Source organism: Pseudomonas sp. PIC25, assembly GCF_002286785.1.
Lineage (GTDB): Bacteria > Pseudomonadota > Gammaproteobacteria > Pseudomonadales > Pseudomonadaceae > Pseudomonas_M.
The window spans coordinates 1-22,312 of sequence record NZ_MUJY01000049.1 but is presented as its reverse complement, the minus strand read 5'-3'; the positions used below and the strand labels follow the sequence as shown (position 1 = coordinate 22,312).

Below are 22,312 nucleotides of genomic sequence, written 5' to 3'. Positions count from 1 at the left end.
CCTAGCAACGCTTACCGAGCCTCCGGCCCCTCCTGCGGCTGGCGCACCGGCAGCCAGACGGTGAAGGCCGTGCCCTTGCCCGGCTCGCTCTCCACCTCGATCCGCCCGTGATGCTTGCTGACGATGTTGTAGGACACCGACAACCCCAGGCCGGTCCCGGAGCCTACCGGCTTGGTGGTGAAGAACGGCTCGAACAGACGCTTCAGGTTCTCCGGCGGAATGCCGCAGCCGTCGTCGCGCACCCGGACGAACACCCAGTCGTCGCGCGTACCGGTTTCCAGCCAGATGGTGCCGCGGTTCGGAATGGCATGCGCGGCATTGACGATCAGGTTCATGAACACCTGGTTGAGCTGCGAGCCGATGCACTCCACGTCCGGCAGCTCGCCGTACTGCTTGACCACCTCGGCCTTGAACTTCACCTCGTTCCAGACCACGTTCAGCGTGCTGTCCAGGCCCTTGTGCAGGTCCACCACCTGCCAGTCCGCCGAGTCCACGTGGGAAAAGTCGCGCAGGTCCTGGACGATTCGCTTGACCCGCTCCAACCCCTCGCGGGACTCGCGGACCAGGTCGAAGATGTCGCTGCGCAGGAACTCGTAGTCCAGCTCGCGGTTGGCCTGTTCGATCCGTGCACGGAAGACGGCGTCCTGCAACGACGGCAGGTCGCGGTTGTAGGCTTCGATCAGGCTGAACAGGTCCTTCACGTAGGATTCCAGGCTGGCGAAGTTGGAATTCACGTAGCCGACCGGGTTGTTGATCTCATGGGCCACCCCGGCGGCGAGTTGGCCGATGGCGGCCATCTTCTCCGATTGCAGCAGTTGCGCCTGGGCCTCTTCCAACTTGCGGATCAGCCGGGCCTGCTCTTCCTTCTCGGCCTGCAGCAGCTCGTTCAGCCGTGCCAACTCCAAATGCTGCGCAGCCGTTTCGGTGGCATCGGCCACGGTCAGGCAGACGTACTTGATCGCCCCGGAAGTCTCCACCACCGGAAAGAAGGTGCAGTTCTGGTACATCGCCGCCACCTGCCCGGTAATGGGCCGGCTGTCGGAGAAGTTGAACAGGTGCGGGCGCTGCTGCCAGGAGGTGAACGCCAGGTTCTGCAGGGTGAAGACGCTGTCGATCTTCTTCTTGACCCACAGCCGCGGCAGTTCCGGGAACAGCTCGAACAGTGACTGGCCGACCACCTCGGTCGCGCTGCGCCCGCTGTTGATGCTCATGAAATCGTTCCAGTACATCACCCGGCAGTCGCGGTCGAGCAGCACGACGCCGAGATTGATCTGCTGCAGGACGGATTCCAGCTCCGTGTGCAACGGGGACTGCTGTGCCGGAAGGTCCATGGGCCGCCTCAGATGTCGTTCAGCAATTGGTCGATCGCCTCGATCACCGTAGCCACCGTGTCCTCGGCGATGCACACCAGCAGGTCGCAGATGAAGCTGTGGGTGGCCACTTCGAAATGGATTTCCAGCACCAGTGCCTGGTGGCCTTGCAGCACCTGGCTGTCCAGCACCTCCTTCAGCGAGCGGCCGCGCGACAGGATCGACGGCGCACCGTAGCTCACCTTGAGGTCGATCTGCTGGGCCAGGCCGTTGATGCAGGCGCCGGTGAGGATGTTGGTGACGTCCAGCATCAGTTCGTCCTGGCTGTTGGCTTCGCCTTCGTAGCCCATCAGCCCGGCCAACTGGTCGGCGCCGTTCTCGCCGAAGCAGACCACCACCTCGCCGCGCAACCGGCCGAGGAACGACTGGCGCGTGACGATGGCCGGCTGACCGGCGATGTCCAGGTTGTCGAGCAGGTTGGCGTGGGCGTCCTCCACCGGGTGGATGCGCGGCACGGACAAGGTGACGAAGGTTTCGGTCAGGCGCGCCAACCGATCGGCACCCTGCCCCATGGCGACGTTCATCAGCTCCTGCAGGGCATCGCGCCGGTCCTCGCTGAGGTTCGCCAGGCGGTTCATCAGATCAGCCCCACGTCATGGAGCGCCGCGTGCATGGCCTCCGGCGTGATCGGCTTCTTGACGAACCCCGCGGCCCCCAGTTCGCGCACCCGTTGCTGCGCCTGCGGCTGGATATCGGCGCTGATCACGATGACCACCGCGTTGGCGTCCTCACGCTTGAGCAGCTCCAGGGTGCGGAAGCCATCCATTACCGGCATGGTCAAATCGAGAAAGATCACCTCGGCCTGCCCCGCATGGTAGGCGGCCAGCGCCTCTTCGCCATTGGAGGCCTGGGTGATCTCCGCCTCGAACTCGGGCGGCAGTGCTTTCATCACCATCTTTCGGGACATGGCGGAATCGTCGACGATCAGTACTTTCAAGCAGAGTCTCCTTTCGGCCGGGCACGCGACGTTGTGAGTATAGACAGCCACCCGGCATCGCCAGGATGGCCGGCTCACCGCTTGAAATTTTGGACCCCATTCACCTCGGCCGATTCCCTGGGGCGGACGGGAAACAACCCGGTATCGCCTCTCGGCCACCGTAGCCTGGATAAGCCCGGCGCAATCCGGGCGACGATCAAGATCGCTGCAGGCCCCTGTAGGAGCGAGCTCTGCTCGCGAATGGGACTGTGCAGAAGCTTCTGCCAGCAGAGCTGGCTCCTACAAAGTACAAGCCCTTAGCCGATCCCGGACGCCTTCAAGCCCGGGGCATCTGTTCCAGGCTCTGGAGCACGCTGGCACCGGCGAACAGGGTGACGATCATCTCCTCCGCCTCGGCGCAGATGCGGGAACGTTGGTCCACCTGCTCCAGGTAATCCAGCGACATCTGGAACAGGTGCCGGCTGATCAGCGACGACAGACGCTTGATCCCCTCGCCGTCCAGCGCCACCAGTTGCAGGTTCTGGATGTCTTCGGCCATGTCCTGGGCGAAGCCGTCCATCACCTCGCGCAACTCGGCCCGCAACAGCGGCGAGGCGCCATGCAATTCGCGCATGCCGACGATGAAGGCTTCGGGGTTCTCTTCGACGAAGCGGAAGAACAACGCGACCGTCTCGTGACACACCAGGCGCCCCCGGCCGAGCTCCACGCCCAGCAGGCGGGGACCACCCCCACCACCCTCCGCCGCGCGCTGGGCCGCTTCCTGGCGCAGGTCGCGCAGCGGCTGGCGCAATTGGTCGGCGATGTGCCGGATCAGCGCCATGCCCAGCTCATCCACGCTCTGGAAATGCCGGTAGAAGGTATTGGGATTGAGCCCCGCCTCCCGCGCCAGCTCGCGCAGGCCCAGGCTGCTCAGGCTGCGGCTGTGGGCCATCAGGCGCAGGGCGGCGTCCATCAACAGGCGCTTGCCTTGCGCCACACCGGATCGAACCAGGGTCATGGGATTTCCTTTCGTCGCAACGGCGATCAAAACCGAGGGCGCTCAGCCACGCAACCCATCGGAGGATAGGGTGCCCCGACGGGTATACAAATGTCTACTTGGTACAGCGTCGTAACGCCAGCCAATGACAACAAGAGGACCCCTGGCCATGAATGCCCCTGCGGCTACCCTGCCTGTACAGCACTGCAAGATCGCCATCGTCGGCACCGGTTTTTCCGGTCTCGGCATGGCCATTCGCCTCAAGCAACGGGGCGAGGACGACTTCCTCCTGTTCGAGAAGGAAGGCGGCGTCGGCGGCACCTGGCGGGTCAATCACTACCCGGGCTGCGCCTGCGACGTGCAATCGCACCTGTATTCGTTCTCCTTCGAGCCGAACCCGGAGTGGACGCGCATGTTCGCCCGCCAGCCGGAGATCAAGAGCTACCTGGAAGGTTGCTGGGAGAAGTACCGGCTGCAGGAAAAAACCCTGCTGAACACCGAGATTCGCCGGATGCACTGGGACGAGGAGCAAGAGCTGTGGCACCTCGAGGATGCCGCCGGCAACCGCTACAGCGCCCGCTTCGTGGTGTCCGGGATGGGCGCCCTGTCCACTCCGTCGATTCCCAGGCTGAACGGCCTGGAGACCTTCACCGGCAAGATGTTCCACTCCCAACAGTGGGACCACAACTACGACCTCACCGGCAAGCGCGTGGCGGTGATCGGCACCGGCGCCTCGGCGATCCAGTTCGTCCCGCAGATCCAGCGCCAGGTCGCCCAGCTCGACCTCTACCAGCGCACGCCACCGTGGATCATGCCCAAGCCGGACCGTGCTATCGGCGAACGCGAACGCGAGCGCTTCAAGCGCTTCCCGCTGGTGCAGAAGCTCTGGCGCGGGCTGATCTACGGGCTGCTGGAAAGCCGGGTGATCGGTTTCGCCCTGCTACCGAGGGTGATGACGCTGGCGCAGAGGGTCAGCAAGGCCTACATCCGCCGGCAGATCAAGGACCCGGTCCTGCGCGCCAAGGTCACCCCGGACTACCTGATGGGCTGCAAGCGGGTGCTGATCTCCAACGATTACTACCCGGCGCTGACCCAGCCCAACGTCGACGTGATCACCGACGGCATCCGCGAAATCCGCGCCAACAGCATCGTCACCAACGACGGCACGGAACGCGAGATCGACGCCATCATCTTCGGCACCGGCTTCACCCCCAGCGACCCACTGCCGCGTGGGGCCATCTTCGGCCGGGGCGGCATCGACCTGCTCGACACCTGGCCGGAAGGCCCGGAAGCCTACAAGGGCACCCTGACCGCCGGCTTCCCCAACCTGTTCTTCCTGATGGGCCCGAACACCGGCCTGGGTCACAACTCGATGGTCTACATGATCGAGTCGCAAATCCACTACGTGCTCGGCGCCCTCGACCTGCTCGAACAGCGCAACCTGCGCAGCCTGGAGGTCAAGCGCGAAGAGCAGGACCGCTTCAACGGCAAGCTCCAGGGCAACCTCGGCGATACCGTGTGGAACGCCGGCGGCTGCATGAGCTGGTACTTGCATCCGGTCAGCGGCCGCAATTGCACGGTCTGGCCCGGCTTTACCTGGCGTTTCCGCCTGCTGACGCGCAACTTCGACGCCAGCGCCTACCACTTCAGCCGCGCGAACCCCGCGCACCCGGCACAGACGTTCGCCGCCACACCGGCACAGGAGGCCACCGCATGAAATCCTTCGAAAACAAGGTCGCCGCCATCACCGGCGCCGGCTCCGGCATCGGTCGCGCCCTCGCCTATGCCCTCGCCCGCCAGGGTTGCCACCTGGCGCTGAGCGACGTAAACGCCGAAGGCCTGGCGGAAACCGCCAGCCGCGCCCGCCAGCTCGGCGTACAGGTCACCGAAACGCGGGTCGACGTGGCCGACCGCGCGGCCATGCAAACCTGGGCCGATCAGGTGGCACTGGACCACGGCCGGGTCAATTTGATCTTCAACAACGCCGGCGTGGCCCATGCAGGCACCGTGGAAGGCAGCGAATTCGCCGAATACGAGTGGATCATGAACATCAATTTCTGGGGCGTGCTGAACGGCACCAAGGCCTTCCTGCCGCACCTGAAAGCGTCCGGCCAGGGGCACGTGGTCAACGTCTCCAGCGTCTTCGGCCTGTTCGCCCAGCCGGGCATGAGCGCCTACAACGCCACCAAGTTCGCCGTGCGCGGCTTCACCGAGTCGCTGCGCCAGGAGCTGGACATGGAAGGCTGCGGCGTGTCGGCCAGTTGCGTGCACCCGGGCGGGATCAAGACCAACATCGCCAAGACCGCGCGGATGAACGACAGTCTCGCCCGGGTCACCGGCCAGGCCGCCGACCAGTCGCGCCAGCAGTTCCACGATCAGTTGCTACGCACCACGCCGGAGAAAGCTGCCGAGGTGATCCTGCGCGGCGTGCTGCGCGACAAGCGGCGCATTCTGATCGGCTCCGACGCCGTTGCCCTCGACCTGATGCAGCGCCTGCTGCCGGGCTTCTACCAGCGGCTGGTCACCGCCAGCATGCGCCTCGCGGCCCGGTTCGCGCCCAAACCCAAGGGGCGGGCGTTATCCGCGGAGTGAGACCAAGCCCCGGCGCTCACCGCGCGGCTGCGTGCCGGGGCAAACCGATGGAAATCAGTGCAGCCAGCAGCACGAACGCCGAGGACACCCAGAGACACACCGACAGGCCATGAGCCTGGAACAACCAGCCGGACAGCAACGTACCGACCAGCCGTCCGAGGGCGTTGGACATGTAGTAGAAACCCACGTCCAGCGACACGCCGTCCTCCTGGGCGTAGGACACGATCAGGTAGCTGTGCAGCGACGAATTCACCGCGAACAGCGCCCCAAACACCAACAATCCTCCCAACAGTACCGGCTGCGCCGGCAGCGCGCTGCCCAGGCCGAGGGCAATCGCCCCCGGCAGGACAGCCAGCGGCAAGGCCCAGCCGAGGGCCGCACGCCCATCCGGCACGTGGCCGCTGCGCTTGCCGGTCAACACCGGGGCGAACGACTGGACGATGCCGTAGCCGATGATCCAGGCGGCAAGAAAGCCGCCCACCCGCCAGAAATCCCAACCGAACACCGTGCTCAAGTAGACCGGCAAGGCCACCACGAACCAGACGTCGCGGGCGCCGAACAGGAACAGCCGCGCCGCCGACAGGATATTGATCGCCCGGCTCTTCGACAGCAGGTCGCGGAATTTCGGCTTGGCCTTCGCCTTGCCCAGGTCCTTCTTCAACAGGAACAAGCTGGCCAGCCAGATCGCCGCCAGCACCGCCGCCATCGCCAGCACCGCACCGGCGAAGCCGAGCAGCACCAGCAACGCCCCGCCAAGGAAAAAGCCGACACCCTTGAGCGCATTCTTCGAGCCGGTCAGCAGCGCCACCCAGCGGTACAACGTGCCCTGTCGGTCGCCCGGCACCAGGAGCTTGATGGCGCTCTTCGCGCTCATCTTGTTCAGGTCCTTGGCGATGCCGGACAACGCCTGGGCCAGCATCACCCAAGGCACCGTCAGCCAGGCCGCCGGCACCGTGAGCATGAGCAGCGCCACCACCTGCATCGCCAGGCCAAGGTTCATGGTGCGGTTCAGCCCCAGGCGGGCGCCGAGATAGCCGCCCAGCAGGTTGGTCACCACGCCGAAGAGCTCATAGAACAAGAACAGCGCGGCGATCTGCAGCGGCGAATAGCCCAACGTATGAAAGTGCAGCACCACCAACATGCGCAGGGCGCCGTCGGTGAGGGTGAAAGCCCAGTAGTTGCCAGTCACCAGCAGGTATTGGCGGATTTCCGGGGCGAGTCGGGAAAGAAAAGGCATCGGATCGTCCGAAAGCATCAGTCATCTGCGACGGGAATCTGTGGGCGAATTCATTCGCGACAAAGCGTTCCGCTCATGAATGAGGCTCGCCCCCAGGCAACGGCTCAGCCGGCACGCCCCACCAGTCGCGCCAACTCCACGGTGCGGTTGGCGTAGCCCCACTCGTTGTCATACCAGGCGTAGACCTTCACCTGCGTACTGTTCACCACCAGGGTCGACAGCGCGTCGACGATGGAGGAACGCGGATCGGTGCGGTAGTCGATGGACACCAGCGGCCGCTCCTCGTAGCCGAGGATGCCGGCCAGCGGACCTTCGGCGGCGGCCTTGAGCAGGCGGTTGACCTCTTCCGCCGTGGTCGCTCGTTCCACCTCGAACACGCAGTCGGTGAGCGAGGCGTTGGCCAGCGGCACGCGTACCGCATGGCCGTTCAGGCGGCCGCGCAGCTCGGGGAAGATTTCGGCGATGGCGGTAGCCGAGCCGGTGGTGGTGGGAATCAGACTCATGCCCGAGGCGCGGGCGCGACGCAGGTCCTTGTGCGGCTGATCGAGAATGCTCTGGGTATTGGTCAGGTCATGGATAGTGGTGATCGAGCCGTGGCGGATGCCCAGGTTTTCATGAATCACCTTGACCACCGGCGCCAGGCAGTTGGTGGTGCAGGAGGCGGCGGTGACGATGCGGTGCCGGGCCGGATCGAACAGGTGCTGGTTCACCCCCATGACCACATTGAGCGCGCCCTCCTCCTTCACCGGCGCGCTCACCACCACGCGCTTCACGCCCTGGTCCAGATAGGCCTGGAGCACCGCGACAGTCTTCATCTTGCCGCTGGCCTCGATCACCAGATCGCAGCCGGACCAGTCGGTATCGGCAATCGCCTTGTTGGCGCTGACTGCGATGTGCTTGCCATCGATCACCACGGCGTCGCCCTCGGCACCCGCCTCGTGCTGCCAGCGTCCATGCACCGAATCGAAGTTCAACAGGTGCGCGTGGGTCGCCGCATCGCCGGCCGGGTCGTTGATCCGCACGAACTCCAGCTCGGGCCAACCCCAGGCCGCGCGCAGGGCCAGACGGCCAATACGGCCGAAGCCGTTGATACCTACCTTGATGGTCATGCTCACCTCTTCCAGATTCAGATAGCGCGCTGGCTGACGCGCGCGGACAGTTTCTCGGCGGACTCCTTGCGCTCGGAGTAGCGATCCACCAGGTAATCGGAGCGTTCGCGCAGCAACAGGGTGAATTTCACCAACTCCTCCATGACATCCACCACCCGGTCGTAGAACGGGGACGGCTTCATACGCCCGGCCTCGTCGAACTCCAGCCAAGCCTTCGGCACCGACGACTGATTGGGGATGGTGAACATGCGCATCCAGCGGCCGAGCACGCGCAATTGGTTAACCACATTGAACGATTGCGAACCGCCACAGACCTGCATCACCGCCAGGGTCTTGCCCTGGGTGGGGCGGATCGCGCCCATGGCCAGCGGCACCCAGTCGATCTGCGCCTTGAATACAGCGGTCATCGAGCCGTGACGCTCCGGCGAACACCAGACCTGGCCCTCCGACCACTGCATCAGTTCGCGCAGCTCACGGACCTTGGGGTGGCTATCCGGCACGTCGTCCGGCAGCGGCAGGCCACGGGGATCGAAGATGCGCGTTTCGGCACCGAAACGCTGCAACAGACGCGCGGCTTCCTCGGTCAGCAAGCGGCTGTAGGAGCGCTCCCGGGTCGAGCCATAAAGCAGGAGAATCCGCGGTTTGTGTGTAGCGGTCAGTTCGATGCCGAGCTTGTCCGGCGTCGGCAGATCGAACAATTCCGCGTCGAGGTTGGGGACCTGATCGTCGTACATGCTTCACTCCTGAGGGACAATGCCTTCGGGCCGGTCGAACCAGCGGCGCTTGAGCCACCAGGCCACGCTGACCAGCGAAATGAGTACCGGAACCTCGACCAACGGGCCGATCACCGTGGCGAAGGCCACCGGCGAGGCCAGACCGAAGGTGGCGATGGCCACGGCAATGGCCAGTTCGAAATTGTTGCTGGCGGCAGTGAAGGCCAGCGCAGTGGTACGCGGGTAATCAGCCTCCAGCAGCCTCCCCATGGCGAAGCTGACGAAGAACATCACCACGAAATACAGGCCCAGCGGGAGCGCGATGCGCAGCACGTCCAGCGGCAGTTGCAACACCGTGTCGCCTTTCAGGCTGAACATCGCGACGATGGTCAGTAGCAGCGCCACCAGGGTCAGCGGCCCGATGCGCGGCAGAAAACGTTCGGCGTACCAAGTGTCGCCCTTGCGTTCGATGAGCAGTTTGCGGGTCAGGAAACCGGCGAGGAACGGGATACCCAGGTAGATCAGCACCGACTCGGCGATGTCCAGGAATCCGGTTCGGATGACGCTGCCCTCCAGGCCGAACAGCGGCGGCAGCACACCGAGGAAGAACCAGGCGTAGACACTGAAGAAGACGATCTGGAACAGGCTATTGAACGCCACCAACCCGGCCACGTACTGATTGCTGCCGCCGGCGATCTGGTTCCAGACCAGCACCATGGCGATGCAACGGGCCAGGCCGATGAGAATCAGGCCGGTCATGTATTCCGGCCGGTCGTGGAGGAAGATCACCGCCAGGGCGAACATCAGCAATGGGCCGACGATCCAGTTCTGGATCAGCGACAGCGCGAGGATGCGCTTGTCCTTGAACACCTGCGGCAGCTCTTCGTATTTCACCCTGGCCAGGGGCGGATACATCATCACCATCAGACCGACGGCGATGGGCACATTGGTGGTACCGACGGACAGCCCGTCCAACCAGGCGGGCAGGCCCTCGATCAGGCTGCCGAGGGCGACGCCGAGCGCCATCGCCAGGAAGATCCAAAGCGTCAGGTAGCGGTCGAGAAAAGACAGGCGGCTTGATCGCACGTCGAAACTCCAAAGGGTTCAGAGGTTGCCGATTCGGGCCAGTTCGGTCTGCAGGCCGGCACGATCCAGCTGCGCGAAAGGCAAGACCAGAAATGCCTCGATTCGGCGGCGGATATGCGCCAGCGTGGCATCGAACGCGATGGCCATCGTCGACTCATCGGCTTCTCCTTCGGAAGGATCGGCCAGCCCCCAGTGAGCCCTGAGAGCGGTCCCGAAGTACACCGGGCAGGTCTCGCCGGCTGCCTTGTCGCAAACAGTGATGACCAAGTCCGGGTTCAGACTCTCGTGGACATCGCTGGACTTGCTGTACAGACCCTCCGTAGCGATGCCGGCCTTCCTCAAGGTTTCCAGGCTGAGCGGATGCACTTCGCCCCTGGGCTGGCTGCCAGCGCTCCAGGCCCGCATGCCGTTCGGCGCCAAATGATTGAACAGCGCTTCGCTCAAAATGCTGCGGCAACTATTGGCGGTACAAAGAAACAGAACCTTCATCGCAACCCCTCCCGGGCTTCAGCAGCAGGTGGCGGCCCGGGCCGGGCGATCACCCATCTGTGCAAGACGCGTCGAGTCGGAGGTCAGCCACTGGGCGTTGGCCTCCAGCACCGTCCTGAGGGTGGCACGTACCCAATCCGGCAGGTTCGGATGCAACCGGTAGTACACCCACTGCCCTTGCCGGCGGTCTGCCAACAATCCGCAACTGCGCAACTGGGCGAGGTGACGGGAAATCTTCGGCTGGCTCTCATCGAGGGCACAGGTGAGTTCGCAGACACACAGCTCCTCTTCGCGGGCGACCAGCAGCGTCAGGCGCAGCCGCGTCTCGTCCGCCAGGCATTTGAACAACTGAGTGGGGGTCAGGTGGTCGGCCATATCGATCCTCAACGCTTGGTCTTCACCAACACCAGCATCTTGATGCGCTCGTGGATTTCATGGAGGGCGTGACGGAAGGCATCCGGCTTGTCATTGGTCACCGGATCCTCGAAGTTCCAGGCCAACAGTTCTCCCAGGACCGGAAGCGTCTGGCACTCCTGCGCCGATTTGTCACAGAGGCTGATGACATAGTCGAACGACTGCCCGGCGTACTCGTCGATGGATTTGCTGCGCAAGCCGGAGGCATCGATAGCCAGATGCCGGAGCGCTTCCAGGGTACGCGGATCGACCTCGCCAGGCTCCATACCCGCACTGAACGCCTCAAACCTTTCGGAATCGATGTGGCGCAACAAGGCTTCGGCGAGTTGGGAGCGAGCGGCGTTATGCGTACAGACGAAGAGAACACGGATCTTGTAGGCCATTCGGGAGCGCCCCTGAATATATGGATTTCCGAATATACGGATATCCAGATAAAAAGAAAAGCCGAACCCGCTCCGCCGTAGAATGCTGAAAGGCCTAAAGGCCCATCTGCTTGGAGATGATCTCGTTCATGATTTCCCGCGAACCGCCACCGATGGAGAGGATGCGGTTGTCGCGGTACAGCCGCTCCACCAGGCTCTCACGCATGTAGCCCATGCCGCCGAGCATTTGCACCGCGTCGTAGGTCAGGCGATCGGCGATGTCGGTGGCGAAGTTTTTGGCCATAGAGATTTCCTTGACCACGCTCCTGCCCGCCGCCATTTTCGCCGCCTGCCGGTAGGTGAACTCGCGGGAGACTTCTAACTGGGTGGCCATCTCCGCCAAGCGATGCTTGAGCACCTGGAACTTGCCGATCGACCGGCCAAAGGCTTCGCGTTCGCGGGCCCACTTCAGAGACTCTTCCAGGGCGAGCTGCGCAGTCATGTTGGCCATGATCGCCAGGGCCAGCCGCTCGCTCTGGAAATTCGCCATGATGCAGGCGAACCCGGCATTCTCGACGCCGATCAGATTTTCCGTCGGCACCCGGCAATCGTCGAAGAACAGCTCGGCCGTATCCGAGGCCCACCACCCCATCTTCTTCAGCTTGCGCCCCACGCTGAAACCCGGCGCCCCCTTCTCCACCAGCAACAGGCTGACCCCGCCGAAGCCTTCGCCACCGGTGCGTACCGCCACCGTGTAGTAGTCGGCGCGCACGCCGCTGGTGATGAAAGTCTTGCTGCCGCTCACCCGGTAATGCTCGCCGTCCCGCACGGCGCGGGTCTTGAGGTTGGCCACGTCGGAGCCGCCGGAGGGTTCGGTCACCGCCAGGGCCATGATCTTCTCGCCGGCCAGCACCTGCGGCACGACGCGCTCGCGCAGCTCCGGCCGCGCCCACTTAAGCACCGGCGGCAGGCCGATATCCAGCGAACCGAGCCCCGCCACCAGTCCGCCCGAGCCACAGCGCATCAGCTCCTCGCTGGCCGCCACCTTGGCGAACAGGTCGCCCTCGTGACTGCCGCCGTAGGCTTCGGGATAACCGATACCGAGGATGCCTGTCGCCCCGGCCTTGCGATACAGCTCGCGGGGAAACTCCTCCGCTTCCTCCCATTCATCGATGTGCGGCAGGATCTCCCGCTCGACGAAACGGCGTACCGCATCGCGGACGAGTCGGTGGGAGTCGTCGAAGTATTCCTGAAAGGCGGACATGGCTGCGCTCCTGGTAGGTCTCGATGACCATACCGAGCGCTTGCTTGGTTTTCAATCCGGCAATCGGGCCAGTTGCCGGGGCATTCGTGCCGTCAGAGCCTTTGAGCAGGCGTTCAGAGATGGATCGGCTTACGCCCCGCCAGGGCATGGGCCAGCGTACCGCCATCCACCAGGTCAAGTTCGCCACCCAGCGGTACGCCATGAGCGATGCGTGAAACGACCAACCCCTTGGGCATCAGCAACTGGGCGATGTAATGGGCGGTGGCCTCGCCCTCCACCGTGGGATTGGTCGCCAGGATGATTTCGCTGAAGCCGCTCTGCTCGATACGCGCCATCAGGTCTGGAATGCCGATGGCTTCCGGCCCCAGCCCATCCAGCGGCGAGAGATGGCCCTTGAGCACGAAATAGCGGCCGCGGAAGCCGGTCTGCTCCACGGCGAACACGTCCATCGGCCCCTGCACGACGCAGAGCAGACTGTCGTCGCGGCGCGGGTCGGCGCACTGCGGGCAGAGTTCATCCTCGCTCAGGGTGTGGCACTGCTTGCAGTGACCCACGCCTTCCATCGCCCGGGTCAATGCCTGGGCCAGGCGCAGACCGCCACTGCGGTCACGCTCCAGCAGTTGCAAGGCCATGCGTTGCGCGGTTTTCTGCCCCACGCCGGGAAGAATGCGCAAGGCGTCGATCAGTTGGCGAATCAGCGGGCTGAAGCTCATGGAAACGGACCGAATGTTCAGGAGACGCGGGTTATACCCGCGCCCCCGGCGAGCGTCAAATGGTCATCCTGCGTAGCGCGGATAAGCGAAGCACCATTCGGAAACCGCTGCCCCGGATTGCGCCAAGGCTTATCCGGGCTATATCCGCCACGAGACAGAGCCTGACCCGCCGGGCGAATAAATTCGGCCCCCTACAGCAGACCTTGTAGGAGCCAGCTCTGCTGGCGAAGCTCTTGCTCCTGCATGGCCCATTTCGCGAACAAAGCCAACCCAGGGCGAATTCATTCGCGATAGCGGTTAATTGCAATCCTCAGGACAACGCCTCCACCACCAACTGCGCAGTCTTGGCACTGGACGGCGGGTTCTGTCCGGTAATCAGATTGCGGTCACGGATGGCGTAGGCCGAAAAGTCCGGTGCCGTTTTCATGATCGCGCCCAATTCGCGCAACGTGCTTTCCAGCAGGAACGGCACCGCTTTCTCCAGCCCCACCGCGTGCTCCTCGCTGTCGGTGAAGGCGGTCATCTCGCGCCCCTCCACCAGCGGCAGGCTATCGGCCCGCTTGGGGCCGACGAAGCCGGCCGGGCCGTGGCACACCGCCGCCCAGACCTTGCCTTGCGCGTCTAACTCCGCCAGCAGGCGCCCCAGCTCTGGATGCCCCGGCAGATCGAACATCGTTCCATGGCCACCCGGCAGGAAGATCGCATCGAAGTCGGCGGCCTTCAGGCGCGAATCCAGCATGCCGGTGTGCTTCAACATTTCCGCCGCTTCGGTCCACTCGGGATGGTCCTGAAGCTCGTCGCGGCTACGCGGGTCGATGGGCGTCTCACCGCCTTTCGGGCTGGCCACGGTGATGCGGTAGCCGGCCTCCTTGAACACGTGGTAAGGCACGGCGAACTCTTCCAGCCAGAGGCCGGTGGCTTCGCCATTGGGCATGCGGTCGGCGCTGGTGACGACAATCAGGACATGGCGGGACATGGGGTTCTCCTCGAAAATCAAAGCATCGGGTTTTAGAGAACACGCACCGCGAAAGATTCGCAGCCTGCCTGGCAACCATAGACCACCCGGTCGCGATATCAGCGGCAAACGGCAGCCGGAAAGAAACAGCCCCGGCGAAGCCAGGGCTGGGGGAGATCAGAACGGCATCTTGAAGCCGGGCGGAAGCTGCAGGCCGGCGGTCATGCCCGCCATCTTCTCCTGGCTGTTCTGCTCGATCTTGCGTACCGCGTCGTTCACCGCGGCGGCGATCAGGTCTTCGAGGATTTCCTTGTCTTCCTGCATCAGGCTGTCGTCCAGCGTGACGCGCTTGACGTCGTGGCGACCGTTCATCACCACGCTCACCAGACCGGCGCCGGATTGGCCGGTCACTTCGGCGTTGGCCAGCTCTTCCTGCATCTTCTGCATCTTTTCCTGCATCTGCTGGGCCTGCTTCATCAGGCCGGCCATGCCACCTTTCATCATGGGGATCACCTCGGGATATTCAGGGGTTCACACGCTTTCAACGGGTTCGATGGTGCCGTCGCGGATCACCGCGGCGAACTGCTGGATCATCTGCTGCACCAGCGGATCGGACTGGATGGAAAGCTCGGCGGCACGCTGGCGCTCGGCACGCTTGCGCGCCGCCGCCTGGGCCGGGGTTTCCTGTTCCGGCCGGATCAGTTCGATTTCCAGCTTGAGCGGACGCCCGTGGTACTGGTTCAAGGCGTCGTTCAAGCGGCGCTGCTGGTTGGCATTGAACAACGCACTCTGGGCCGGGTCCAGGTGCAACCGCCAGGTATCACCCTCGATCGCCACCAGGGTGCAGTTGGCGGCGATACTGCCGGTCAGGCCGCCCAGGCCCAGACGTGGGAACAGGTCCAGCCACTCCGCCGCCAGACCGGTGGCCGGTTGTACCGCGGGCAAGGGCTCCGGCTCGACCACGGCGCTGTCTTCGGCCGGCTCGAGGGCATCCAGATAGGCATAGGCCTCGCTGTCCGTCTCGTAGTAATCGTCGGCCATCGGCGGCTCGTCATCGTCCTCCGCCTCCGGCGCGGGCGCCTCGGCGACCGGCGGCACATCCACGGGCGCGGGGATATCTGCCAGCGGCGGCTCGGCAGAAACCACGGGCTCGACGACTTCCTGCTCGACCAGCGGGGCGCTCGGTGCTTCGGCTATGGCGGGCGCCGGAGCCTCTTCGACAGGCGCAGGAGCGATTTCCGGCGGGACCTCGCTGGCGGCAGCCTCTTCCCAGGGAAGGTCGATCCTCCCCGCTTCCGCCACCGCAGACACGGGGGTCGGCGACGACGGCACCGCAGACGCCGCTTCGACAACAGGCTGTGCGACTACCGTTTCCGGAGCCGCAGCGACCTGCGGTGCACTGGGAGCCGGTGTCGGCGCGGGCGCGGGCATCACGCTGGCAGGTGCAGCAGACGAGACGGCCGGTACGGCAGCCGGCGCAACGACCGGCGCCGCAGCAGCGGCACCGGCCACGGGGTTCGAGCTGGAATCAGCTGTGGCCTTGCTGATTCCCAGGTCCTTTAGCGGCGATCTCGGCGCGCCGTCCATATCCGCGGGCCGGAAGGCCAGCATGCGCAGCAGCACCATTTCGAAGCCGCTGCACGGGTCCGGCGCCAACGGCAGGTCGCGACGGCCTATCAGGCCCATCTGGTAGTAGAACTGCACGTCTTCGGCCGGCAGCGCCCGGGCCAGCGCCAGGACCCGCTCGCGGTCGCCCTGGCCGTTGTCCACCGCTTCCGGCAGCGCCTGGGCGATGGCCACCCGGTGCAGCACATTGAGGATTTCAGCCAGCACACCGTTCCAGTCCGGTCCCTGTTCGGCCAAGTGGCGCACGGCTTCCAGCAGGGCCCGGGCATCACCTTCGAGCAGGGCATGGAGCACACCGTAGACCTGGCCATGATCGAGGCTGCCGAGCATGGCGCGCACGTCGGCAGCCAGTACCTTGCCTTCGCCAAAGGCGATGGCCTGGTCGGTCAGGCTCATGGCATCGCGCATCGAACCGTCGGCGGCACGGCCGAGCAGCCAGAGGGCGTCCTCTTCGAAAGGAACGTTCTCGGCGCCGAGCACGTGGGTCAGGTGCTCGACCACCCGCTCCGGCGGCATGTTCTTCAGGGAGAACTGCAGGCAACGCGACAGGATGGTCACCGGCAGCTTCTGCGGGTCGGTGGTAGCCAGCAGGAACTTGACGTGGGGCGGCGGCTCTTCGAGGGTCTTCAGCAACGCGTTGAACGAGTGCGTGGACAGCATGTGCACTTCGTCGATCAGGTAGACCTTGTAGCGCCCACGGCTCGGCGCGTATTGCACGTTGTCGAGCAGCTCGCGGGTGTCTTCCACCTTGGTGCGGCTGGCGGCGTCGACTTCGATCAGGTCGACGAAACGACCCTCGTCGATTTCCCGGCACACCGAGCACTGCCCGCAGGGCGTCGAGCTGATGCCGGTCTCGCAGTTGAGGCACTTGGCCAGGATACGCGCGATAGTGGTCTTACCCACCCCGCGGGTACCAGTGAACAGATAGGCGTGATGCAGACGCTGGTTGTCCAGCGCGTTGATCAGGGCCTTGAGCACATGTGTCTGGCCGACCATTTCGCGGAACGAGCGCGGGCGCCATTTACGTGCAAGAACCTGATAACTCATGGGAATCCGTCGCGGCAGTGAAGCAGAAGCGCTAATGCTAGCGGAGCAGGCCACAAATTGCATCCGATGGGCGGAGCAAGTCTGGCCAAGGTGTGCGACGAGCGTCATTGTAATAGTGAAGACGTAGCCAGTCCTGCCGGGGTTTCCATGCGCCAAATCGCGCTGCTGTTGTTGTTCTGTTCATGCGCTCTGTGCCAGGCCGCGCCGGAGCCGCTGCGCTTTTCGGTCATGGAAAGCTGGGCCATGCCCATGGCCAGCATCGATAACGGCCAACTGACCGGCGGCATCATGCGTGACCTGATGCTCGAACTGGCCGAGCGCGTCGGTCGGGAGGCGGAATTCCTGGTCATGCCGCGCATGCGCGTCCTCCTCGCCCAACAGAATCGCGAATTCGACGTGCGCTGCTACGTCGCCCGCTCCTGGGTACCCGACGCAGACGACGGCTACGCCTGGAGCCCGCCCTACATGGAACAACGCGATCTGTTGGTCGCCCGCCAGGACACCCCGATGGAATTGACGCCGAGCAACAGCAGGGCCCAGCTCATCGGTACCGTACTGGGCTACAGCTATCCGAAGCTCCAAGCCTATTTCGACCAGGGCAGCCTGCTGCGGGACGATGCGCGCAGCCAGGACCTGGTCCTGCAGAAACTCCTTGCCCGCCGCTACGACCTGGCCGTCAGCAGCGACCTCGCCCTGGCCTGGTTCAACCTCCAGCACGAGAGCGACGATCGCCTGGTGGCCATCGACGTGCTCGAGCGCACGCCCCTCAGCTGCATGGTGCGCAAGGCTGCGGACATACCAACGGAACGCATCCTGCAGGCGCTGGAGGAAATGAAGACATCGGGAGAGATCGAAAGGATCGTGGCGCGCTATCGCTGACGCCCGGAGAACTGGAGGTGACCCCACCAGCCACACCCCGGCACACGATGTTCCCGCTATGGCTGCTTCCTTCCGGACCTGACCAGGTTGACGGGTAATCGTTGCGAGGGGAGCTGAAAGCCCCGCCATTCCTGACTTCTAGCGTTTTCTGCTCGTTGCACGACTATCAATCGGAGACCACATTCTATAGCGCTGGCATGAGCCTTTGGGAGCGCTTTGGATCACCGTTTCGGATCACTTCTGGATCCCTTTTGGATCACTTGGCCACACCCCACCGGCCTTTTTTGCCAAAAATACGAGCCCCTATCTATCGAGCCGCCCCACTCGATTCCCCCCGGTGCCCACCCCTCCCCGCCTAAAAAATCAGGGCACCCCCCCTCCCCCATCAAAAACGATGCTCAAGCTGCCCTTTCGGTAGAGACGGTGAGCCTAGGCGCGACAATCAAGCATGGGGCTCAACCTCACTCATATATAAAGGAGTAGCGCGCTCTGCAAAGGCGACTAGGCGGAAGGTGTGGTCATCCAGCTCGACCCCAAGTTGGACTACATGCGGGCTCATGGGGAAATGGATCAGAATGTGTGAACCTGTAACCAAGCAAACTGCCTTCAAAGAGCAACGAGAGAATGCGGCCTCCGCATGGATCGATTCTGTTGAAAATCACAGATCCACCATGCATCATTCAGATCCTAGATTGCGATCCACCTGGAGGCCGGAGTATCCATTCATGACTGCAGTACTTGCCTACGTCCGCGTCAGTACTTCTGAACAGAACAACGAAGCCCAGCGCCACGCCATCAGCCAGCGCTACAACATCCATGAGTGGTTCTCCGATGAGGCCACCAGCGGTGCCACTAAGGCAATGCAGCGGGAAGGCTTCAAGGCACTCCATGCCTACGCCAGGAAGGGAGACACGGTTGTCGTGGCCGCCATCGACCGCCTAGGCAGAGACACCATCGACGTGCTGGAGACAGTGGAAGCCCTTAAAGCCAAGGGCGTGACCGTGGTCTCGATGCGCGAAGGATTCGACCTATCCAGCGCAATCGGCAAGGCAATGCTAACTATGCTGGCTGCGGTAGCTGAGCTGGAACGAGCCAACATCAAGGCGCGACAGATGGCCGGGATCGAGCGAGCCAGGGCGCAGGGCAAGAAGCTGGGGGCACCGAAGGTGATCGATGATCAGGCCGTGGCTATCTGGAGGAAAGAGAACGAGGCCAGCATTGCAGATACGGCCAAGCACTGGGGGATCTCAACGGCTGCCGTGAAGCGGGCTTGCAGGGTGCTGCGAGTGCCAGAGGCGGCCACCTGATAGACGAGGTTGTGTGCTTGGGGGTGCATTATTTTTTGCTCCCCCAAACCACCGTTACCGCATAGCCGAGTACACGCTCTCACCAGCCCCGTAGTAGCTCGTGAAGATGTGGTGGAAGGCCAGCTCGCACTTCTCGTTGTAGATCCCTTCGTCGTAGCTCTCAGGCAAGCCCCGGTCGAAGACGATCTCCAGAGTGCGCCGCACATCACTTCTAGCCCTGTCTTTCTTGCGCCAGTCGAGCACCAGTTTCTCAGCCTTCAGGGTCTCCAGAAGCTCCTTGCAGACCTTCTTCACTTGCGCCTTTTCCTTCTCCGCAAGCTCCGGCACTGGCTTGGTCAGGATGTCGAACAGAGCCAGCTCTTCCTCCGAGAGGTTCTCGCGGATAGCTCGTTGATCCTCGACCTGCAGATCAGCAGTGAGATCCACCAGCTCCTTGAAGAACACCTCGATGTTCAAACTGCCAGAGTTGTAGGCGTCGATCAGCTTCTGGAACTTCTCCATGAAGTCCTTGCGAGTGGGATTCTCGGTCAGCATGGTTTCCAGTTTCATGCTCAGCAAAGCCCGGAGCTTCTCGGCCTCGGTGCGCTTGCGTCCCTTATCGAACTTCTCCTTGAGCTTCTCGAAGTCGATCTGGCTGAGATCATGCAGTGGCTGATCGTCGTCATCTTTGATGATGTACGGCACAGGAGCGATAGAGCGATCCAGCAATTCCTCGACCTGCTGCATTACCTCGGAGATGTCGACAGGAGGGGCCAGTGCCTTGATCTTCTGAGCAATCACGGAGATCAGCACAGCATCAGCAGCAAGCTCATTGGCATCAGGATCGGGAAGAATCGCTCTGTAGACCCGAGACACAATCCGGGCCTGACTCATAAAGCTGTTCTTGGTTTCCTCATTGGCAATGAGTTGCTCAACAGCATCATCCAGCTTGGCCACCTTCTCGAAGCCTTGAGCATCCTTGATGGCCTGGGCATTCACACCATGCTCGGACAGGAACGAGATCCCCCTGGCAAGCAGGTGCTTCAAGTACTCGACCAGCTCGGCCTTGTTCTTGATTGGCTCACCCTCACCGCCTTCACCAGAAGAAGCCCCACCGTAGATCGCCAAGGCTTCCTGCAGCTTACGGAAGACTCCCACATAGTCGACGATCAATCCCGCTTCCTTGCCCGGATACTTCCGGTTAGCCCGAGCAATGGTCTGCATCAGGGTGTGGTTCTTCATCGGCTTATCGAGGTAGATGGTCGAGCAAGACGGCACGTCAAAGCCGGTGATCCACATGGCGCACACGAAGACCAACCGCAGCGGATCCTTGGAATCCTTGAACTTCTCGCCCAGGTTCTCCTCATTCATGCGCTTACGGTGCGGGATGATGTCCAGCCCTTTGTCGGCTAGTTCCTTCACCTCGTTCTGACCTTGGGAGACAACCACCGCCATGTCGGTCGATGTCATCACCTGGATCTTGTGCTGCAACTCCTCCTGCTGCTCCTTGGGAGCCTTTGCGAGTTGAGCTTTCAGGTCAGCCAGATACGTCTTCCAGTGATCCTGAACCTTGTTGTACATGCGGACAGCGGTGGCCTTGTCGATGCACACCAGCATGGCCTTGCCCTGGTAACCACGACCAACGAAGTGGTTCACCAGATCCTTGGCGATGGCCTCAAGGCGATCTTCTCGGGTGATCAGGTGGTACTCACGGGCGAAGACCTGCTCGACTTTGCGCTCCTGCTCCTCGTCCAGCTCGGCCTCTTCGAGTAACGCCGCCATGTCCTCGTTGAGGTTGTCGTTGATGAGCTGCATCTCGGGAATGCGGTTCTCGTAGTACAGCGGAACCGTGGCTCCATCAGCGATGGACTGGCCGAAGTCATAGACGGAGATGTAGTCACCGAAGACCTCTTTGGTCTTCTCCTCGCCAGCCATCAGTGGCGTCCCGGTGAAACCCAGGAAGGCGGCATTAGGGAGTGCCGTCCTCATGTTCATGGCCAGGGTGTCGTACTGGGAACGGTGAGCTTCGTCAGTGATGACAATGATGTCCTGGCGGTCAGAGAGCTGCGGGTAGACCTCGCCCTTCTTCGTGCCGAACTTCTGGATCAAGGTGAAGACGTAGCGGTGATCCTCACTGAGCAACTGCTTGAGATGAGCACCGCTGGTGGCATGGGCTTCGACCTCACCCACCGCGCCTGTGGCCGCGAAGGTCTTGTAGATTTGCTCGTCCAGCTCGTTGCGGTCAGTGACGATCACGAACGTCCAGTTGCCTGGGATCTTGCGCAGGATCTTCTGAGCGAAGAAGACCATCGACAGAGACTTGCCTGACCCTTGGGTGTGCCAGAAGACGCCAAGCCTCCCGGCCTGATCCTTGGGGCGATCCTTGGTACGCCAGACTTCAGCGATGGCCTTATTGACCCCCAAGTACTGGTGATTCTTGGCGATCTTTTTGATCACGCCACCAGCTACGTCCTCGAAAACGGTGAAGTTCTCGATGATGTCCAGCAGCCTGGAAGGCTCACCGATGCCTCGGATCGCCGTTTCCAGCGACACAACGCCCTTCTCACCTTCATCGTTGATCCGCTTCCACTCGAACAGATGCTCCCAGGGTGAGAAGGTGCTACCCACCACCGTCTGGGATCCGTTCGATAGCATCAGTGCGGCGTTGTAGGTGAACAGCTGCGGGATGACAGTGCGGTAGTCAGTGAGGTTGTCGTCGTAGGCAGCTTTGAGTGTCTTGTGCGTTGCCTTCAGCTCAACGAACAGCAGCGGGATACCGTTCACGAAACCCAGCAGATCGGTGCGCCGGGTGTGGTAATCCCCTTTGACCCAGAACTGGGAGGCGAGGAAGAAGTCGTTCTCCTCAACCTTGCCCCAATCGATGACCTTGGCCACCTTGAGCGTGTTGTGTCCATGCTCATCGGTAACCGAGACGGGCACTCCATCCTTCAGCAGCCGGTAGACTTCCTGATTCGCGTTGACTGGCAGCAGCTTGGAGCGATCTCGGGCCAATTCCTCGACCACCAGATCGATGGCATCGCTGGGCAAGTCAGGATTGAGCTTGCTGAGTGCAGCACGCAGACGCCCCTCCAGAACCACATCCTGCTGGGTATGTCGACCTTCGCTGGAGGAACTACCTGTCCACTCCGCGTAGAGGTTGTAAGCGTCTGGCGAACACGCCTCCTCGATCCCTCCTGGCTTCGGCATGGTGTCCACCTGTTTTTGGTGGACACCATTTCAAGCCCCTTGCGGAGGAT

At 62.9% G+C, this 22,312-nt stretch carries 21 protein-coding genes and 1 other RNA gene; 4 read left to right on the top strand and 18 right to left on the bottom strand.

Going from position 1 to position 22,312, the window contains the following annotated elements; translation table 11 throughout:
• Positions 1-11: 11 nt before the first annotated feature.
• The 4 genes from BZL41_RS05140 to BZL41_RS05125 form a co-directional block, all read right to left on the bottom strand.
• Positions 12-1,331 (bottom strand): ATP-binding protein, encoded by a 1,320-nt coding sequence (locus tag BZL41_RS05140; RefSeq protein ID WP_095598296.1) that lies wholly within the window; start codon positions 1,329-1,331, stop codon positions 12-14.
• An 8-nt stretch (positions 1,332-1,339) separates the two neighbouring features.
• Entirely contained in the window at positions 1,340-1,948 is a 609-nt protein-coding gene (locus BZL41_RS05135; protein ID WP_095598295.1) for a chemotaxis protein CheC, read from the bottom strand.
• A complete protein-coding gene (locus tag BZL41_RS05130; RefSeq protein ID WP_168190950.1) occupies positions 1,948-2,307 on the bottom strand; it encodes a response regulator in 360 nt (119 codons plus the stop codon). The genes BZL41_RS05135 and BZL41_RS05130 overlap by 1 nt, the downstream gene beginning before the upstream one ends.
• 316 nt (positions 2,308-2,623) lie before the next feature.
• Positions 2,624-3,304 (bottom strand): TetR family transcriptional regulator, encoded by a 681-nt coding sequence (locus BZL41_RS05125; protein WP_095598294.1) that lies wholly within the window; start codon positions 3,302-3,304, stop codon positions 2,624-2,626.
• Positions 3,305-3,452: 148 nt separating this feature from the next.
• Between BZL41_RS05125 and BZL41_RS05120 the strand changes: the two genes are divergently transcribed.
• Together BZL41_RS05120 and BZL41_RS05115 are read left to right on the top strand one after the other, a co-directional pair.
• Positions 3,453-5,000, top strand: a complete 1,548-nt coding sequence (locus BZL41_RS05120) for an NAD(P)/FAD-dependent oxidoreductase (protein ID WP_095598293.1) — start codon at positions 3,453-3,455, stop codon at positions 4,998-5,000.
• A complete protein-coding gene (locus BZL41_RS05115; RefSeq protein ID WP_095598292.1) occupies positions 4,997-5,875 on the top strand; it encodes an SDR family oxidoreductase in 879 nt (292 codons plus the stop codon). The genes BZL41_RS05120 and BZL41_RS05115 overlap by 4 nt, the downstream gene beginning before the upstream one ends.
• A gap of 16 nt (positions 5,876-5,891) precedes the next feature.
• Here BZL41_RS05115 and arsJ read toward each other — a convergent pair whose 3' ends face one another.
• The 12 genes from arsJ to dnaX all read right to left on the bottom strand — a co-directional run bounded on the left by arsJ (position 5,892) and on the right by dnaX (position 16,890).
• Positions 5,892-7,112 carry an organoarsenical effux MFS transporter ArsJ gene (gene arsJ, locus BZL41_RS05110; RefSeq protein WP_095598312.1) on the bottom strand — a complete coding sequence of 407 codons (1,221 nt, stop codon included), beginning with the start codon at positions 7,110-7,112 and terminating at the stop codon, positions 5,892-5,894.
• A gap of 104 nt (positions 7,113-7,216) precedes the next feature.
• The gene (locus tag BZL41_RS05105; protein ID WP_095598291.1) at positions 7,217-8,221 is read right to left on the bottom strand and encodes an ArsJ-associated glyceraldehyde-3-phosphate dehydrogenase; all 1,005 of its coding nucleotides are present in this window, start codon (positions 8,219-8,221) and stop codon (positions 7,217-7,219) included.
• A gap of 17 nt (positions 8,222-8,238) precedes the next feature.
• Positions 8,239-8,955, bottom strand: coding sequence for an arsenical resistance protein ArsH (arsH, locus tag BZL41_RS05100; RefSeq protein ID WP_095598290.1), 717 nt, complete (start codon positions 8,953-8,955; stop codon positions 8,239-8,241).
• A gap of 3 nt (positions 8,956-8,958) precedes the next feature.
• The gene (gene arsB, locus BZL41_RS05095; RefSeq protein ID WP_095598289.1) at positions 8,959-10,020 is read right to left on the bottom strand and encodes an ACR3 family arsenite efflux transporter; all 1,062 of its coding nucleotides are present in this window, start codon (positions 10,018-10,020) and stop codon (positions 8,959-8,961) included.
• Between the two features lie 18 nt (positions 10,021-10,038).
• A complete protein-coding gene (locus BZL41_RS05090; protein WP_095598288.1) occupies positions 10,039-10,509 on the bottom strand; it encodes an arsenate reductase ArsC in 471 nt (156 codons plus the stop codon).
• Between the two features lie 18 nt (positions 10,510-10,527).
• Positions 10,528-10,884 carry a metalloregulator ArsR/SmtB family transcription factor gene (locus BZL41_RS05085; protein ID WP_095598287.1) on the bottom strand — a complete coding sequence of 119 codons (357 nt, stop codon included), beginning with the start codon at positions 10,882-10,884 and terminating at the stop codon, positions 10,528-10,530.
• An 8-nt stretch (positions 10,885-10,892) separates the two neighbouring features.
• Positions 10,893-11,306 (bottom strand): arsenate reductase ArsC, encoded by a 414-nt coding sequence (locus tag BZL41_RS05080; RefSeq protein ID WP_095598286.1) that lies wholly within the window; start codon positions 11,304-11,306, stop codon positions 10,893-10,895.
• 94 nt (positions 11,307-11,400) lie between these two features.
• Complete coding sequence (locus tag BZL41_RS05075; protein WP_095598285.1) at positions 11,401-12,549, bottom strand: acyl-CoA dehydrogenase family protein; 1,149 nt, start codon at positions 12,547-12,549, stop codon at positions 11,401-11,403.
• Positions 12,550-12,662: 113 nt separating this feature from the next.
• Positions 12,663-13,262: a recombination mediator RecR gene (gene recR, locus BZL41_RS05070; RefSeq protein WP_095598284.1), complete on the bottom strand. Its 600-nt coding sequence runs from the start codon at positions 13,260-13,262 to the stop codon at positions 12,663-12,665.
• Positions 13,263-13,572: 310 nt separating this feature from the next.
• Positions 13,573-14,238, bottom strand: coding sequence for a type 1 glutamine amidotransferase domain-containing protein (locus BZL41_RS05065; protein WP_095598283.1), 666 nt, complete (start codon positions 14,236-14,238; stop codon positions 13,573-13,575).
• A 156-nt stretch (positions 14,239-14,394) separates the two neighbouring features.
• Complete coding sequence (locus tag BZL41_RS05060; RefSeq protein WP_084333893.1) at positions 14,395-14,721, bottom strand: YbaB/EbfC family nucleoid-associated protein; 327 nt, start codon at positions 14,719-14,721, stop codon at positions 14,395-14,397.
• A 27-nt stretch (positions 14,722-14,748) separates the two neighbouring features.
• Entirely contained in the window at positions 14,749-16,890 is a 2,142-nt protein-coding gene (gene dnaX, locus BZL41_RS05055; protein WP_095598282.1) for a DNA polymerase III subunit gamma/tau, read from the bottom strand.
• Between the two features lie 147 nt (positions 16,891-17,037).
• On the opposite strand from dnaX, the gene BZL41_RS05050 reads away from it, so the two are divergent.
• A complete protein-coding gene (locus tag BZL41_RS05050) occupies positions 17,038-17,769 on the top strand; it encodes an ABC transporter substrate-binding protein (protein WP_095598281.1) in 732 nt (243 codons plus the stop codon).
• 21 nt (positions 17,770-17,790) lie between these two features.
• Here BZL41_RS05050 and ffs read toward each other — a convergent pair.
• An RNA gene (ffs, locus tag BZL41_RS05045) (signal recognition particle sRNA small type) lies at positions 17,791-17,888 on the bottom strand.
• A gap of 606 nt (positions 17,889-18,494) precedes the next feature.
• On the opposite strand from ffs, the gene BZL41_RS05040 reads away from it, so the two are divergent.
• On the top strand, positions 18,495-19,076 hold the full coding sequence (locus BZL41_RS05040) for a recombinase family protein (protein WP_095598280.1): 582 nt from the start codon (positions 18,495-18,497) through the stop codon (positions 19,074-19,076).
• Between the two features lie 54 nt (positions 19,077-19,130).
• On the opposite strand, the gene BZL41_RS05035 is transcribed toward BZL41_RS05040, so the two are convergent.
• Positions 19,131-22,262, bottom strand: coding sequence for a type I restriction endonuclease subunit R (locus BZL41_RS05035; RefSeq protein WP_256578074.1), 3,132 nt, complete (start codon positions 22,260-22,262; stop codon positions 19,131-19,133).
• Between the last annotated feature and the right edge of the window lie 50 nt (positions 22,263-22,312).